Origin of the sequence: Kordia sp. (assembly GCF_050633145.1) — a bacterium.
In the GTDB taxonomy this organism is placed as follows: Bacteria; Bacteroidota; Bacteroidia; order Flavobacteriales; family Flavobacteriaceae; genus Kordia.
In genome coordinates this window covers 15,404-30,434 of record NZ_JBOEFY010000079.1, presented here as the reverse complement: position 1 = coordinate 30,434, position 15,031 = coordinate 15,404, and the positions used below count along the sequence as shown (strand labels likewise).

Below are 15,031 nucleotides of genomic sequence, written 5' to 3'. Positions count from 1 at the left end.
TAATCCTGCTCTCCTTACAAAGTAAAAAAATCCGATCATCAATTGATCTCAGACTTTTTCTAAAGTAATTGATTATTCATCTATCAGCTCTATAAGTAGATACGCATCTTTTAATTTTGTGTCTAAAAACATTACTTTATCTAAAAACATACAACGCTTGATGTACCCACTTTCGTTATCAAACACAATCTTTTGCTCATATCTGATATCAATTTCGACTTCTTTTTCTTTCAATGAAAATTCTATAATTTGTGTTGAATCAGATGCAAATTGTTTTTTTAATGCTTCTTCAGTTTGTTTTTTTATTTGTTGCTTGAGTCCGTCATTCAAAACTTCTTTTGAATATGTAAGTTCATAGTCTCCATCTTGTTCAACAACTCCAAACTTTATGACTTTTGTTGAAGCTGGAAATGGCTTTTCGACTTTTGTAGAATCTGTCTCGTAATGATTATAAGGTATTTTTTTATTGTAATGTGACAAAACTGGCTTTAGATCTCTTAAATACACATGTTCAAGTGGGTTTTTGTATTTTTTTAGTTCTTTCAAAGTTTTCTCTAATTCGTCTTTGTTGACTTTTCCATCTTTTTCTATCACATCTACGAGCTTCTTTGTCATCTCTTCCACATTTGTGATTTCATAGGATTTATTTGCAAAATTATAATTTATCCTTGCCTCCACATTTTCAAAGATTTTTAGAAGTCCACTTCCTTGTTTTAAATTTGTGTAATGAATTGATAATTTAGCAGTATCAGCTTCTATCCGATTAACTTTGATATGTAATTGGTACGATATAGTGTCAATTTGTTCTTCTATTTCTCCTATAAAGATTAGTTTTTTGACATTGTATGAAAACTGTTTCTGCTTATTGAATGGTGTAGAAAACTCTATGGTTTCAGCTTCTTTATCAATTGTTACTTGCGCATTGACTACTAGCATCAATAGACAGGTAATGATGGTAAAAATGGTTTTAATGTTCATATTTGATAGTTTTAAACAAATAAACCACTTTTTTTATCCCTTTTACAAAAGGAAAATTCCCCATTTTTATCTTGTAAAGTAAGGAAAGCTCAAAAATATTGATCTTAAATCTTCCCCAGCTTCGTCAAAATAAACAAAACTACAATCGGAATTGCCATTAAAATCACGATCAGCGTTTCTTCTAGCAATATACTAGGTCGAAGTATCAGCGTTATAATAAATCCCGCGACAGCGCCACCAAAATGCGCATCATGACCTATATTTCCTAAGCTTTTTTTCATTCCATAAATAGAAAAAGCTAAATACCCAATTCCTACTACATAAGCTTTTATAGGATATGGAATAAACATGACGTATAAATCATTGTTTGGAAATAGTAAAATGGACGCATATACGATTCCTGAAACCGCTCCACTAGCTCCTAAAGCGCTGTAATGAGGTTCATTTCTGTGAAAATAATATGAAAGTATGTTTCCAAATAACAGACTTGCAATATAGATGAGTAAAAAGTATTGTGCGCTTAACTCATGAATTACACTATCTGCAAAAAAGTATAACGTTAGCATATTAAACATCAAGTGCATGAAGTCTGCATGCAAGAATCCGGAAGTAAACATACGGAAGTGTTGTCCGTGTTTTATTGCACTGATATTGAATAAATATTTCTCTATAAATGAATCGTCTTCAAAACCTTTGAGTGACGGCAAAACGTTTATTAAAATTATTCCGATGGTTATCGGTTCTAAATTCATCATAAAATAGCATTTATTATATTGAAGTCATCTTGACTTTTTCTATTTCCTAAAAAATGATATAAATTCGCCCATATTTTGTTATTTTTTTTAGTCGTATCACTGCTATGACTTTCAAAAAATGTCGCATCTGAACAAATTTTTATTCATTTTCGGTTAAAAATTAAAAGTCAAGATGACTTCATTCCAAATATAGCTATATTTGTCAAAATTTAGTATACTTATGCAGCTTATTGCGTTCATTTTAATATATCCTATACTGTGGCTAATTTCTATTCTGCCATTTCGCTTACTTTACTTGTTTTCTGATTTCTGCTATTTGATTATTTATCACATAATTGGTTATCGAAAGAAAGTTGTACGTGGAAATTTGAAGCTGGTTTTTCCTGAGAAAAGTGACGAAGAACGCTTAAAAATTGAGAAGAAGTATTACAGTCATTTGTGCGATATGTTTTTGGAAATGATTAAATCACTTACTATTTCTGATGCTTCACTACGAAAGCGTTTTGTATTTCCTAATATTGACTTGATTAATGAATATGAAAAGAAAGGACAAAGTATCATTTTAATTTCTGGACATTACGCCAATTGGGAATGGATGAATGTGATGAAAGAATATGTTTCTTTTAAAGGATACGGAATCTACAAAAAACTAAGCAACAAGTATTTTGATAAACTAATCCGCGATATTCGTGAGAAACGAGATTCTACCTTAATTACTACAAAAGAAACCTTTAAAACCATTAAAAAGAATGATGATAATGGCGTTTTAGCTATTTATTATATGGTAAGTGATCAGTCACCAAAACCTTTACCACATTATTATTGGACTGATTTTATGAATATTACCGTTCCTTGTTTTAACGGTCCTGAAGTATTAGCTCGCAAAGCAGATATGCCTTTTATTTATTTTAAGATTGAAAAAGTAAAACGTGGACATTATCAAGCAACTTTTGAAGATTTGACACCAAAAGGAATTTCTAATTATGACAAAAACGAACCTACCGAGTTGTTTTGCAGAGCATTAGAGAAACAAATAAGAGAAGTTCCAGAATATTATTATTGGGTTCATAAACGTTGGAAACACAGAGATAAAGTGCCGCCAGAGTATCAAGAGAGAGAAACTAAAAATTCTTAGACCATATAGTTATACTGTTTAACTATACTACTCTACCTTCTTTTTGCGCTTTGCTGTCTAACCAAGTTCCAATAGCTAGTCCGAAAACCAAGCCTATTGGCAAGCCAAATGCAACATTTCCAAAAACAAGTCCCCATGGCAAGCCAAAAGCCATTCCTAAAGGTATCCACATACTTACGTAGTAGCCTTTGTGAACTAGTTTGTGTTTCATCGTGGCTGCATTTTTAATTTTTGTTTTCTTTTTAGAAAACGCACGTCGGGTATCTTTATCTTCAAATCCAGCTTTCGTCGGAATTGCAGCTAAAAAAGCATCTATTTGTGTTTTAAACGCAGTTAAAGCTTCTGGTGAAGCAGCATGTGTTGCCATTTTTTCAAGCAATCGTTTAAAATAATCTGTTTCTACTTTTTTATGTAAAGATTCATCAAAAGAAGTAGTTTTTTCATCTAATGTATGAATGGCTGCCCTTTTCCAGTCTGTATATGTAGTTTCCATGATGATGTGCGTTGTATTCGATATATATATAGTTAAATCAACATAAAATAACATTAATCTTTTGAGAAATTAATCAAATTTCATCGTTAAAAATTTTCACCGTAGCTAAGGTTATGTCTCAAATTTCCGCCTTGAACTTTGCTTTTTTCTTCAAAACCCTTTTATGCCATTTTATATCAATTTAGCTATAAGTAGCGTAACTGTATGTTTCGTTACAGTATTCTAAAATAGAGAACGACAATAGTACTCTTATAGTATTTTTAATTAATTATACTAGAACTTAGAACTGTACTAAATTAAAAAAAGCCATCCAATTGGAGAGCTTTCTTCTAGTTTTTAACAATGAACTCATCTTAATTTTTTCTATTTCCTAAAAAATGGCTAAAATTCGCCCATATTTCAGCTATTTTTTTATCCGTAGCGATGCTATGCCTTTTAAAAATAGCTTCATCTGAACAAATTTTGACTCATTTTCGGTTAAAAACAAAAAGTCAAGACGAGTTCAGTTTTTTAAAGATTTGCAATCGCTGAAATCTCTTTCATAATGCGTTGTGCCAAATCATCTGCTTCTTGTTGCGTTGAAGCTTCTGTGTATATTCTAATAATAGGTTCTGTATTTGATTTACGCAAGTGTACCCAGTTTTCTGGGAAATCGATTTTTACACCATCAATTGTTGTTACATCTTCGTTTGCGTACTTCTCCTCCATTGCTTTTAAAATTCCATCAACATCTAATTGTGGTGTTAATTGAATTTTGTTTTTGCTCATGAAATAACTTGGGTAACTATCACGTAATTCGCGAACGGTCATTTTCTTTTCTGCTAAATGTGTTAGAAATAAGGCTACTCCAACCAACGAATCGCGTCCGTAATGTGAATCTGGATAAATGATTCCTCCATTTCCTTCACCACCAATCACAGCATTGATATCTTTCATCTTTATTACCACATTTACTTCTCCTACCGCGCTTGCTTGGTATGTTCCGCCGTGTTTTTCAGTCACATCACGCAACGCTCTTGACGATGATAAGTTTGAAACTGTATTTCCTTTTACTTTTCCCAATACATAATCCGCGCAAGCGACCAACGTATATTCTTCTCCAAACATTTCTCCATCGTCACAAATAAATGCTAAACGATCTACATCTGGATCAACTACAACACCTAAATCGGCTTTTTCTTTAACGACTAATTCAGAAATGTCTGCTAAATTCTCTTTTAATGGTTCTGGATTGTGTGGAAACTGTCCGTTTGGCTCACAATACAACTCTACCACATCAACGTTTAATGCACGTAATAACTTCGGAATAGCAATTCCTCCCGTAGAATTCACACCATCAACAACCACTTTAAAATTGGCTTTTTTGATGACTTCTGCATCTACCAATGCAAGATTTAATACTTCTTCAATATGCTTATCTATATAGGTATCATTTGGCGTTACTGTTCCTAAATCGTCTACTTCCGCAAAATCGAAATCGTCGCTTTCAGCAATTTCTAAGATTTCAGCACCATCTGCACCATTTAAAAATTCACCTTTATGATTTAAAAGCTTTAAGGCATTCCATTGTTTTGGATTGTGACTTGCTGTTAGAATGATTCCTCCATCAGCATTTTCTAACGGAACAGCCACTTCTACTGTTGGTGTTGTTGACAATCCGAGATCAATAACATCTATTCCCAAACCAACTAATGTATTGACTACCAAACTCTGAATCATTGGTCCAGAAATTCTCGCGTCTCTACCAATAACAACGGTCAATTTTTCTTTGTTGTATTCTTTTTTCAACCAAGTTCCGTACGCACTTGCAAATTTTACTGCATCAATTGGTGTTAAATTATCACCAACATTTCCTCCAATGGTTCCACGAATCCCTGAAATTGATTTGATTAAAGTCATAATATGTTATCTAAATTTATTTTTAAGTTTTAAAAACGGTTTTTCAAAGTATTGATATGATAAGTGCGAAACTATAAAAGTTATGCCAAAAACAAGTCCATACGAGAGTAAAATAATTGTTATATCGGACATTTCGACTTTGGCAACCAATTTAAGTAATACCAATCCGACAAGTTGCATCACTAACGGATGAAACATGTAAATTCCGTACGATATTTTTCCTAAATAGTTTAGCTGTTTGTTTCGTATAATAATTACGGGACTATAGCTCAGTGTCAATATTACAAAACTAAACAATATCATACTTATAAAGTGATATAAATTTGGATCAATTCCTTTAATAAGATCTGTAAAGAAATACAAGATAAATAATACCAAGATAACCACTTTGAGGTATTTATGGATTTTATTCCCTAAATCATATCTTTCATGTAATATCGTTACTAATCCGCCTGTTGAGAAGTAAAAGTATAAGAAATCAAATTTTCGCAAGAACGGAAATAAATCACTTGCAAAAATAGCAAAGTACACTAAAGTTAAAACCAGTATGAATATGATAAAGAATTTCTTTTTGATGAATGCTAACATTGGCGGAATGAGCAAATAAAACTGTTCTTCAATTCCAATAGACCAGAGTATTTCTATCGCGCCACCAGGCTGATACAATGTAGAAGCTACATTGGGCAGAAAAAAAACATATAACAACAGCGCATTTGTCAAATCATAATCCGCTTCGTAGTGAATTCCCATATAAGACAATATTACCTTGTAATAGAGAAATCCGACAAAAAGAATTAAAAAGTATAATGGATAAATCCGCAAAATTCGCCGAATATAGAAGCTTTTTAGGTCTATTTTACCTTTTTGTACAACTTCTCGGTATAATAATCGGATGATTAAATATCCGCTTAGTACAAAAAATACATATACTGCTTCTCTTCCTTTATGAAAAATAACACCGTCATTGTATGCTGCCAAGCCTCTATTCCTAAAAAACTCAGGAATATGTACGAGCATAACAGGTATTGTTAATAAGAAACGTAATGGATTAAGGTTTGGAAGAAGTTTCAAACGATGTTTTTTACAAATATAATATTCTCAGAAAAATATTCTTAGTAAATTTAACAAATGAATTTTTTAGCACATATTTATCTTTCACATAACGACGACGAAATAAAGATTGGAAATTTTATTGCCGATAGCATTCGCGGGAAAAAATACAAAGAATATCCTCCACGAGTACAAACAGGCGTTTTATTACATCGAAACATTGATACGTTTACGGATGCGCATCCAACAGTGAGACAAAGCACGAAGCGTTTGCATGAAAATTACAGTCATTATAGCGGCGTAATTGTCGATATTTTGTACGATCATTTTTTAGCCAAGAACTGGAAAAAATATTCCGACATTCCGCTAGAAACCTATGTAAATGATTTTTATCACTTGCTGGAAGATAATTTTGAAATGCTTCCGCTGAACGTACAACGCTTACTTCCACACATGATTCACGACAATTGGTTGCTTAGTTATGCTTCTATTGAAGGAATTACAAAAGTGCTAGAAGGAATGAATCGCAGAACGCAAAATCGTTCCAAAATGAATTTAGCTGTTGTAGAGCTTCAAGAATTTTATGATGAGTTTGAAGCTGAATTTACTTCCTTTTTTGACGAACTAATCCAATTTACCAAACAAAAACTAAACGAATTAGAACATGAATAGAATACTTCTTTTTAGCTTATGTTGCTTATTTTTCTTCTCTTGTAAAGAAACAAAAAAAGAAAAAGAAACCGTAAAAGGTCTTATTACAGAAAATGCAATGGTTGTTTCGGCACGTGAAGAAGTTTCTAAAATAGGAAATTTAATCCTTCAACAAGGGGGAAATGCTTTTGATGCCATGGCTGCAATGGAAATGGCGCTTGCAGTTGCATATCCGTATGCAGGAAGCTTAGGCGGTGGCGGATTTATGGTGTATCGCTTAGAAAATGGAGATATTGGCTCGTTAGATTTTAGAGAAAAAGCACCTTTGGCTGCTTCAAAAAATATGTACCTTGATTCTATTACAGATAAGGTAATTCCGAATAAAAGTACACTTGGCGCAATGGCGGTTGGAATTCCAGGAAATATTGCTGGTATTTACGCTTCACACGGAAAGTATGGAAAGTTACCAATGGACAAAATTTTGGCACCAGTGATTGCATTGGCTAAAAAAGGAGTTATTGTCACTGAGAAACAACAACTACGCTTAGAAAAGTATCGCGAAAGCTTTTTTAAAGTAAATGATTCTACGATGTTGTTTGCGAAAGATTGGAAAACAAAAGATACCATTAAACGTTTACAGTTGGCAAAAACCTTGGAACGTATTCAAAAGAATGGACGTGACGAGTTTTATAAAGGTGAAACAGCGCAGAAATTGGTCGATTTTATGCAAAAATCAGGAGGAATTATGACGATGGAAGATTTGGCAAAATACGAAGCTAAATGGCGTACACCTATTACGTTTACCTATGATGATTTACGCGTTATTTCTATGTCGCCACCATCAAGTGGAGGAATTTGCTTGGCAGAAATTATGAAAGCTATTGAACCGTACGATTTAGCTGAATTTGGACACAATACAACCAAATCTATTCAATTGATTACAGAAGCAGAACGTAGAGCCTATGCCGATCGTAATTACTTTTTAGGTGATCCTGATTTTGTAACGATTCCCTCAGAAACTTTAGTAAGCGACAAATACATCAAAGAACGCATGTCATCTTTTTCGTTTGAGAAAGCAACGCCATCATCGGAAGTTGCACACGGAAATATTGAGATTGTAGAAAGTGATGAAACTACGCACTACTCTATTGTAGATCAGTTTGGAAATGCTGTTTCAGTTACTACAACGATTAACGGCGCGTATGGTTCTAAGTTGTATTGTGAAGAATTAGGTTTCTTTTTAAACAACGAAATGGATGATTTTAGCGCAAAACCTGGAGTTCCGAATATGTTTGGTCTTATTGGCGCAAAAGCGAATAGTATAGCTCCAGAAAAACGTATGTTAAGTTCTATGACACCAACGATTGTTGAAAAAGACGGAAAGTTATATATGGTGGTTGGAACGCCTGGCGGATCAACGATTATTACAAGTGTTTTGCAAACTATTTTAAATGTACATGAGTATGATATGGGCATGCAAGAAGCCGTGAATCAACCTCGTTTTCATCATCAATGGTTGCCAGATACTGTAAAGATGGAACCAAAAGGATTTAGTGATGAATTGAAAGCAGAATTGACAAAACTCGGATATACTATTGATGCAACTAATAGTCCTGTGATTGGGAAAGTTGAAGGAATTTTGATTTTATCAAATGGAAAACTAGAAGGAGGCGCAGATCCTCGTGGGGATGATAAGGCGGTTGGGTTTTGAAATTATAAATGTTAAATCCTAAATTTTAAATGTAAAAGGAGTTTAGACTTGCTTTGCTGTTAGATTGTTAGATTTGCTATGCTCTTAGACACGCTTTGCTCTTAGTATTTTGGTACGCTAAGCGTCACTTCGAGTGGTTTTTCGTAATGTAATGAAGAAAAATTGTATCGAGAAGTACTTTGATGTTCTTTTAAATTCGATTTACTTTTAGATCGCTATCGCTTTTAGACTTGCTTTGCCTCTTAGACTCGCTTTGCTTCTTAGATTGTTAGATTTGCTTCGCTCTTAGTATTTTGGTACGCTAAGCGTCACTTCGAGTGGTTTTTCGTAATGTAATGAAGAAAAATTGTATCGAGAAGTACTTTGATGTTCTTTTAGAATTACTTTGCTCATAGTATCTTCGTAATGACGTTTCAAACATAGTATTGAAATATTAGTTCTCAATACTAAATATTAATAACTCAATACTGTTTTTGACCATGGAATTCGTAAACAAACTACAACAAGCTTTTGAAGCCAATGCCAATACTGAGAATCAACAGCAAATGCAAGTGTATATGCGTAATTTATTTCTCTTTCACGGTATTAAAGCTCCTGTTAGAAAACAATTACTTAAAGAACTCCTACCCGACTATACATTGTTTCTTCAAGAGCATATTCATGATGTTGTGACACAATTGTACAATTTACCTCAGCGTGAGTATCATTATATCGCCATGGAATTGTATCAAAAGTTTTCTAATAAGAAGTATGAGTTAGAAGATGGCCGTTTTTTTACACGTATGATTACAACGCATTCTTGGTGGGATACGGTTGATTTTTTAGCAAAACATGTATTTGGAAAGTACTTATTACAGTTTCCTGATCAGAAGCGAAAGATGCTCGATTATTATTCTGAGAGTGATAATATGTGGTTGAATCGTTCTGCGATTTTATATCAATTGAGTTATAAAGACGAAACTGATGAAGCGGAATTATTCAAACAGTGTACATTACACAAAGATTCTGAAGAGTTTTTTATCCAAAAAGCCATTGGTTGGGCATTGCGCGAATATGGAAAAGTTCAGCCTGAAGCTGTATTGAATTTTGTGAAATCTGTCAAACTTAAAGAATTGAGCGAACGTGAAGCAATTCGGAGAATTGTTTAGACTTCACTTCGACTCCACTCAGTGTGAAGCTTAGACTGCTTAATTCATATTTATTTTTAAAACAAGCTTTAACTAAAAAAGACCAACATTTCTGTTAGTCTTTTCTGTTTTAAGTGTGCTAATCAATAGAGATATTACATTTTTATGATTTTCTCTGTATTGACACCATTTTCAGTACTTATTTTGATAAAATAAATTCCTGAAGCTTGGTTCGCTATGTTTACATTTACGTGTTTTGCGTTGTATTTTTCTTGCATTAAAACTCTTCCTTGCATATCATACAGTTCAATACTTTTTATAGAATTATCTGCAATTATAGAGATGTTATCTTTTGTTGGGTTTGGATAGATTGTAATGCTGCGATCTTCTTCAAAGTTTTCTGTACTTAGTACTGCAAACGTAGTTTCTGCATAGTTTGTTTGTATTGGAAGGTTGTAATCAAAAAAGATACGTGCATCGTTACTTACTGTATCGTTTACAACCAATGTGCTTTGTGATTTTATTTTTAGTAAAAAATTTCCTTTTCCGTCAACTGGTAAAAATATGCTTTGAAAAATAAAACGAACCATATTGCCACTTACGACTACATTTATACCATGAGAGCTACTCAATAATCGTAGTGTGTTTATATCAAATTGAGCTGGATCAATGTCCATTTCGACAACAATATTCTCTGCAAAGAATGTACCTGTGTTTTCAAAATTTATGATGTAATGTAGATACTCACCTATTTCATCAGGGTTTACAACACTACCTTCTACACAAGTAATATCATTTGGATCGTACGAACCAACTACAGTCTGTTCATACTCAAATTGATTATCATCTGGCAATATATCTCCTGCAATAGGATTTATTGTAGCCGAATAATCTAACTCATCTCCATTGTTTACTGACGGAGTTTCAGCCGGAGAATTTACATTTAGTATTATATTGATACTTCTACTTTCAAAAGGTGCTAAGTCTGTATAATTCCAGTTTAACACTCCCGTTGTTTGTGAGCTTGTCGTTTGTGTACTACTAACAAAATCTAATACAGCATCATCATACATAAAGCTTATAGATCCTGATGTTACTTGATTTCCTTTGTTTCTGTAAGTCAATACATATTCTGCATCAAATCCTGGGCGTGCAAATGCAATAGGCGCGATTACTACTTCAACATCTGGATTTACTCCATTGTTTGTAATACAAAAGTCTTGATTAAATACACTATTGTTTGTACTTGAAAAATTTGTTGAAGCATTTTGAGGTGTTATATTAAAAAATGTGAAATTTTCTATATTTGGTGTTATATAGTAAGTTCCTGTTGTTGCACTGTATGAATAATTACCTGCATTGTCTATAGATGTTGCTGTTATGACTGATCCGTCAGAGATTGCTACATTTACATTGGCTAAAGCAATATCATCAGTTCCATTACATCCATCGCCGTTTACGTCATACACCACACTACCTTGAATCGTATTATAGTTTGTATCATACGGATCTGAACCAAGTATAATTTCTAAGGCATTGTTTATATCGTCATTATCACAATTACCAGCTTGCCACACCGAATTGTCAGCGTCATATCCAGTATAACCAACATCTTGCACAGGATCACATGGATCATTATAATCTGTACCATTCATTACTTCTTGTACATTAGAAATACCATCACCATCTGCATCATTTGTTGCCAATCCAATACAATTACAATTTTCATCTATAAAATCGGAAAGTGTTGCAGGGTTTCCGTCATCGCAATCATCTCCATAACCATCAGTGATTGAATTATTGAAAGGATCACAGTCTACCGCATTTAGAGTATTATCGCCATCACAATCTCCCGTTAAGTAATCGCCTGATTGTGCTAAACTTATATCGCTCATATTAAAATCACACGGATCATTCGGATTGGTTGGCGTTCCTGCATTTGGTGGATTTGACTCATCTCCGTTTGTTACTCCATCACCATCACAATCTGTTGCTGGATCGGAAGTACATACATCATTGTCTATGATGGTAACTATTCCATTAGCATCTGGATTTGATGTGTTTCCAGATTGTATAATTCCATATACTGAAAAAGTTTCATCAGCTTCATCTTCTAAATCATCTACAATTGGAATACTTAAACTTATTGAGGTTTGTCCTGCTGGAATTGCCACCATAGAAACTGTACTTACATAGTCGTCAAAATTGGTTGCGCTATCTTCTATTAAACTGATAGAAATTACCGTATCAACAGCACTTGGGTTCGTAATACTTATTACCACATCAGCATTGCCTACGTCTTCATTTACAGATGCATCTGATATTGTCATCGCTGGAGTATCATCATCAATGATTGTTATTGTTCCGCTATCACTATTATTAATTGTGTTTCCAACGGCTACTATTCCGTTGATAGTGAAATCTTCGGTTGGTTCTCCTACGTTATCATCCGCAATTGGTATGCTGACATATATACTGAGTTGTCCAGCTGGAATTGTTGCAGTTACTGTAGTGGTTGTATAATCATTTGGATCTATTGCACTGTTGTCTGTTGTTGTAATTGATATTATTGTATCTGTACTACTTGGACTATCAATACTTATTGGTACACTTGCAGATCCATCTTCTTCAGTAACAGTAACATCTCCAATACTAAAGGATGAATCATCTTGATCTACAAGTGTTATGGTTGCACTAACACTATTGTTGTTTGTGTTTCCGCTTGTTACAGTTCCTTGGATACTGAAATCTTCAGTTGTTTCAGCTAAAGAATCATCTGGTATATATATGGATACAGTCACATTTGTTTGTCCTGCCGGAATGGTCACGGTTGCGCTTAACGCTGTATAATCATTTGGACTTACTGCAGTACCATCTACAGTAGTTACATTGATGACTGTATCAACAGAATCTGGCGCATCTAGGTAAATAGGTATATATATAGTATGTATATTTTCAAATACTGTTACATCATCAATGCTTATAATAGGCATTAATGCATTCTTTTCTGCTGTAGTAGTTTCTTTTACTTTTGAATTGGTAGTTTCATTAGCAAAGCTGAACGAAGAAATTAGTAGACATATACAAGTCAGTAATCGTATTCTCATGGTTTTAATGTTAATTTATTATGGTTATCGTAAAGATAGAATAGTATTCTATCTTTCAAATTATAAACCAAGAAGTTTTCCTTAAATGTATTCGGGATTTATAAAAAGTGGAGTCGCTATAAGTTACAAATACACGTTTGTAACCAACTGTTCTACTGTAGCGTGATCACTTCCGCCTGCAGGTTCAATTGTGATGTTAAGTGAAGTAGCTTCATCAATATATTGCAATACAACGACATCTTTACTCTTGTCAATAACGCCCATATTGATCATTTCGCCTTCAACATCTGCCCACATTTGGTAAGTTTTGTCTTTAGGCAACTCAGGAAGTCTTTGAGCATTTACAATTGCTGATTTATCTTCGTGATTGATGTATGCTGTAGCAAATCCGCCAGGGATTTTATCGTTTCCTTTCAATGCGTATTGCACTGTATTTGGATCTTTTACTACTGCTGCTAATAATTGTGAATCTTTTAAATTTCCTTCAAGATTAGAAATTTGTTCTTTAACTGTCTTTAATTCTTGTTGTGTTATTTGTAAATCGTCTTGTGTGTTATTCCATTGTGTAAACATCCACAGTGAGCTTACCATAAATATAGCTGCAAGTCCAGCGGCAATCCACATAAAAGTTTGTGATTTTTTCACTGTTCTTTGAGTACTATCCTCTTTTGGAAGTGTTTTAACGTCTGAATAGTCTTCTTTAATGGCAGCAAACAAATCTTTTTTAATAGATACTGGAGGCTGAACTGCATTTTCAAGTGATACTTTTTCAAAATCTTGTTCTATTTCTGCATACTTTTGAGCCAAAATAGCATCTTCAGATAACATTTTTTCAAGCATAGCAACTTGCTCATCAGGCAATACACCTAACAAGTACATTTCTAGCATTCCGCTTTCTATGATAGTGCTTCTATCTTTCATGTCATCCGTTCAATTATACATAATAAAATCAATAGCTCTTTTGCATATATACTACGTAACTTGTCTACAGCTTGCCGTACATACGATTTGAAAGTTCCTAATGGAACGCCCATTTCTTTATGTGCTTCTTTATGTGTGAGTCCGTTAAAATATATAAGTCTTAGGGCTTTTTGATGATGTGCATCCAATTTGGATAATGCACCTTTTAATTCTATATGTAAATTTTCATTTTCTTCAACTCCTTCATCTTTATATACACTTAAATCGTCTGTTTGGATGAGTTTTTCATCTTTCCTTAGAAAATTTAACGTTGTATTCCTAGCAATTCGATACAACCAAGTATAAAATTTTCCTTTAGATGCATCGTATAAATGTGATTTATTCCAAGCTTTCATAAAAGTTTCTTGCAAAATTTCTTGTGCAGCTTCTTCATTTCTACACATACGAATAATAACACCATAAATAGCTCCAGAATACTTGTCGTATAGCTTGGAGAACGCATTTTCATCACGATTTTGAAATCGCTCAATAAATATGGTGTCGTTGTTCACTTTTGAAATAAATCTTATCAAATTTAAAAAAAAAATTGACCTAGCTCATCCAAACGCTAAAAACTTGTGTATATAAAATTGAAAGCGCTTAGAAAATCAGAAAAAGAATTAAAAATTTAAAAACTAAAAAATTTATTATGAAAAAATTAATCCTAACAATCACAACTGCAGCTTTATTCTTATTTACTATAAACTCAAATGCACAGAATAAAGACATTGTAGATATTGCTGCCTCTAACAAAAGTTTTTCAACTCTAGTAACTGCTGTAAAGGCTGCTGGATTGGTAGAAGCATTAAAAAGTGATGGACCATTTACGGTATTTGCTCCAACAAATGATGCCTTTGCAAAAATTGACGCAAATACATTAGGAGCATTATTAAAGCCTGAAAACAAAGGCAAATTGACTAGTATTTTAACATACCACGTGATCAAGGGAAAATTAACTGCAAAAGATGTAGTTGCCGCTTTGAAAAAGGGAAAAGGAAAAGTAACGTTAACAACACTTAGCGGAAGCAAGATAACTGTTGTACAAAATGACAAAGGAATTTGGTTGAAAGACGCAAATGGAAATTACAGCATGATTTCAAAAACAGATATCATGGCTAGTAATGGAGTGATTCATGTAATTGACAGCGTAGTGATGCCATAATTA

The 15,031-nt window shown here is 33.4% G+C and carries 13 protein-coding genes; 5 read left to right on the top strand and 8 right to left on the bottom strand.

From position 1 onward, the window contains the following. Positions 1–72: 72 nt before the first annotated feature. Together ACRBBL_RS25815 and ACRBBL_RS25810 are read right to left on the bottom strand one after the other, a co-directional pair. Complete coding sequence (locus ACRBBL_RS25815; RefSeq protein ID WP_431371992.1) at positions 73–978, bottom strand: hypothetical protein; 906 nt, start codon at positions 976–978, stop codon at positions 73–75. 104 nt (positions 979–1,082) lie between these two features. Then, entirely contained in the window at positions 1,083–1,733 is a 651-nt protein-coding gene (locus tag ACRBBL_RS25810) for a rhomboid family intramembrane serine protease (RefSeq protein ID WP_431371991.1), read from the bottom strand. 220 nt (positions 1,734–1,953) lie between these two features. On the opposite strand from ACRBBL_RS25810, the gene ACRBBL_RS25805 reads away from it, so the two are divergent. Beyond that, positions 1,954–2,868 (top strand): lysophospholipid acyltransferase family protein, encoded by a 915-nt coding sequence (locus ACRBBL_RS25805; RefSeq protein WP_431371990.1) that lies wholly within the window; start codon positions 1,954–1,956, stop codon positions 2,866–2,868. A gap of 22 nt (positions 2,869–2,890) precedes the next feature. Here ACRBBL_RS25805 and ACRBBL_RS25800 read toward each other — a convergent pair whose 3' ends face one another. From ACRBBL_RS25800 to ACRBBL_RS25790, 3 genes are all read right to left on the bottom strand, one after another. Then, complete coding sequence (locus ACRBBL_RS25800) at positions 2,891–3,361, bottom strand: hypothetical protein (protein WP_431371989.1); 471 nt, start codon at positions 3,359–3,361, stop codon at positions 2,891–2,893. Between the two features lie 510 nt (positions 3,362–3,871). After that, a complete protein-coding gene (glmM, locus tag ACRBBL_RS25795) occupies positions 3,872–5,260 on the bottom strand; it encodes a phosphoglucosamine mutase (protein WP_431371988.1) in 1,389 nt (462 codons plus the stop codon). A gap of 6 nt (positions 5,261–5,266) precedes the next feature. Then, on the bottom strand, positions 5,267–6,331 hold the full coding sequence (locus tag ACRBBL_RS25790) for an acyltransferase family protein (protein WP_431371987.1): 1,065 nt from the start codon (positions 6,329–6,331) through the stop codon (positions 5,267–5,269). Positions 6,332–6,388: 57 nt separating this feature from the next. On the opposite strand from ACRBBL_RS25790, the gene ACRBBL_RS25785 reads away from it, so the two are divergent. The 3 genes from ACRBBL_RS25785 to ACRBBL_RS25775 all read left to right on the top strand — a co-directional run bounded on the left by ACRBBL_RS25785 (position 6,389) and on the right by ACRBBL_RS25775 (position 9,820). Next, positions 6,389–6,982 (top strand): ACP phosphodiesterase, encoded by a 594-nt coding sequence (locus ACRBBL_RS25785; RefSeq protein ID WP_431371986.1) that lies wholly within the window; start codon positions 6,389–6,391, stop codon positions 6,980–6,982. Beyond that, complete coding sequence (gene ggt / locus ACRBBL_RS25780; protein ID WP_431371985.1) at positions 6,975–8,672, top strand: gamma-glutamyltransferase; 1,698 nt, start codon at positions 6,975–6,977, stop codon at positions 8,670–8,672. The genes ACRBBL_RS25785 and ggt overlap by 8 nt, the downstream gene beginning before the upstream one ends. A 479-nt stretch (positions 8,673–9,151) precedes the next feature. Next, on the top strand, positions 9,152–9,820 hold the full coding sequence (locus ACRBBL_RS25775; RefSeq protein ID WP_431371984.1) for a DNA alkylation repair protein: 669 nt from the start codon (positions 9,152–9,154) through the stop codon (positions 9,818–9,820). 134 nt (positions 9,821–9,954) lie between these two features. Here the strand turns inward: ACRBBL_RS25775 and ACRBBL_RS25770 are convergent, their stop codons facing one another. From ACRBBL_RS25770 to ACRBBL_RS25760, 3 genes are all read right to left on the bottom strand, one after another. Then, on the bottom strand, positions 9,955–12,906 hold the full coding sequence (locus tag ACRBBL_RS25770) for a DUF7619 domain-containing protein (protein WP_431371983.1): 2,952 nt from the start codon (positions 12,904–12,906) through the stop codon (positions 9,955–9,957). A gap of 123 nt (positions 12,907–13,029) precedes the next feature. After that, entirely contained in the window at positions 13,030–13,827 is a 798-nt protein-coding gene (locus tag ACRBBL_RS25765; protein ID WP_431371982.1) for an anti-sigma factor, read from the bottom strand. Further along, positions 13,824–14,378 carry an RNA polymerase sigma factor gene (locus ACRBBL_RS25760; protein ID WP_431371981.1) on the bottom strand — a complete coding sequence of 185 codons (555 nt, stop codon included), beginning with the start codon at positions 14,376–14,378 and terminating at the stop codon, positions 13,824–13,826. Before ACRBBL_RS25760 ends, ACRBBL_RS25765 begins: the two co-directional genes overlap by 4 nt. Positions 14,379–14,515: 137 nt before the next feature. Here ACRBBL_RS25760 and ACRBBL_RS25755 point away from each other — a divergent pair, with 137 nt between their 5' ends. Then, positions 14,516–15,028 (top strand): fasciclin domain-containing protein, encoded by a 513-nt coding sequence (locus ACRBBL_RS25755; RefSeq protein WP_431371980.1) that lies wholly within the window; start codon positions 14,516–14,518, stop codon positions 15,026–15,028. Positions 15,029–15,031 lie beyond the last annotated feature (3 nt).

What these genes read in the sequence shown, in the direction of transcription:
- ACRBBL_RS25815 (WP_431371992.1), bottom strand. Translation starts at nt 978, where the DNA reads ATGAACATTAAAACCATTTTTACCATCATTACCTGTCTATTGATGCTA.
- ACRBBL_RS25810 (WP_431371991.1), bottom strand. Translation starts at nt 1,733, where the DNA reads ATGATGAATTTAGAACCGATAACCATCGGAATAATTTTAATAAACGTT.
- ACRBBL_RS25805 (WP_431371990.1), top strand. Translation starts at nt 1,954, where the DNA reads ATGCAGCTTATTGCGTTCATTTTAATATATCCTATACTGTGGCTAATT.
- ACRBBL_RS25800 (WP_431371989.1), bottom strand. Translation starts at nt 3,361, where the DNA reads ATGGAAACTACATATACAGACTGGAAAAGGGCAGCCATTCATACATTA.
- glmM (WP_431371988.1), bottom strand. Translation starts at nt 5,260, where the DNA reads ATGACTTTAATCAAATCAATTTCAGGGATTCGTGGAACCATTGGAGGA.
- ACRBBL_RS25785 (WP_431371986.1), top strand. Translation starts at nt 6,389, where the DNA reads ATGAATTTTTTAGCACATATTTATCTTTCACATAACGACGACGAAATA.
- ggt (WP_431371985.1), top strand. Translation starts at nt 6,975, where the DNA reads ATGAATAGAATACTTCTTTTTAGCTTATGTTGCTTATTTTTCTTCTCT.
- ACRBBL_RS25775 (WP_431371984.1), top strand. Translation starts at nt 9,152, where the DNA reads ATGGAATTCGTAAACAAACTACAACAAGCTTTTGAAGCCAATGCCAAT.
- ACRBBL_RS25770 (WP_431371983.1), bottom strand. Translation starts at nt 12,906, where the DNA reads ATGAGAATACGATTACTGACTTGTATATGTCTACTAATTTCTTCGTTC.
- ACRBBL_RS25765 (WP_431371982.1), bottom strand. Translation starts at nt 13,827, where the DNA reads ATGAAAGATAGAAGCACTATCATAGAAAGCGGAATGCTAGAAATGTAC.
- ACRBBL_RS25755 (WP_431371980.1), top strand. Translation starts at nt 14,516, where the DNA reads ATGAAAAAATTAATCCTAACAATCACAACTGCAGCTTTATTCTTATTT.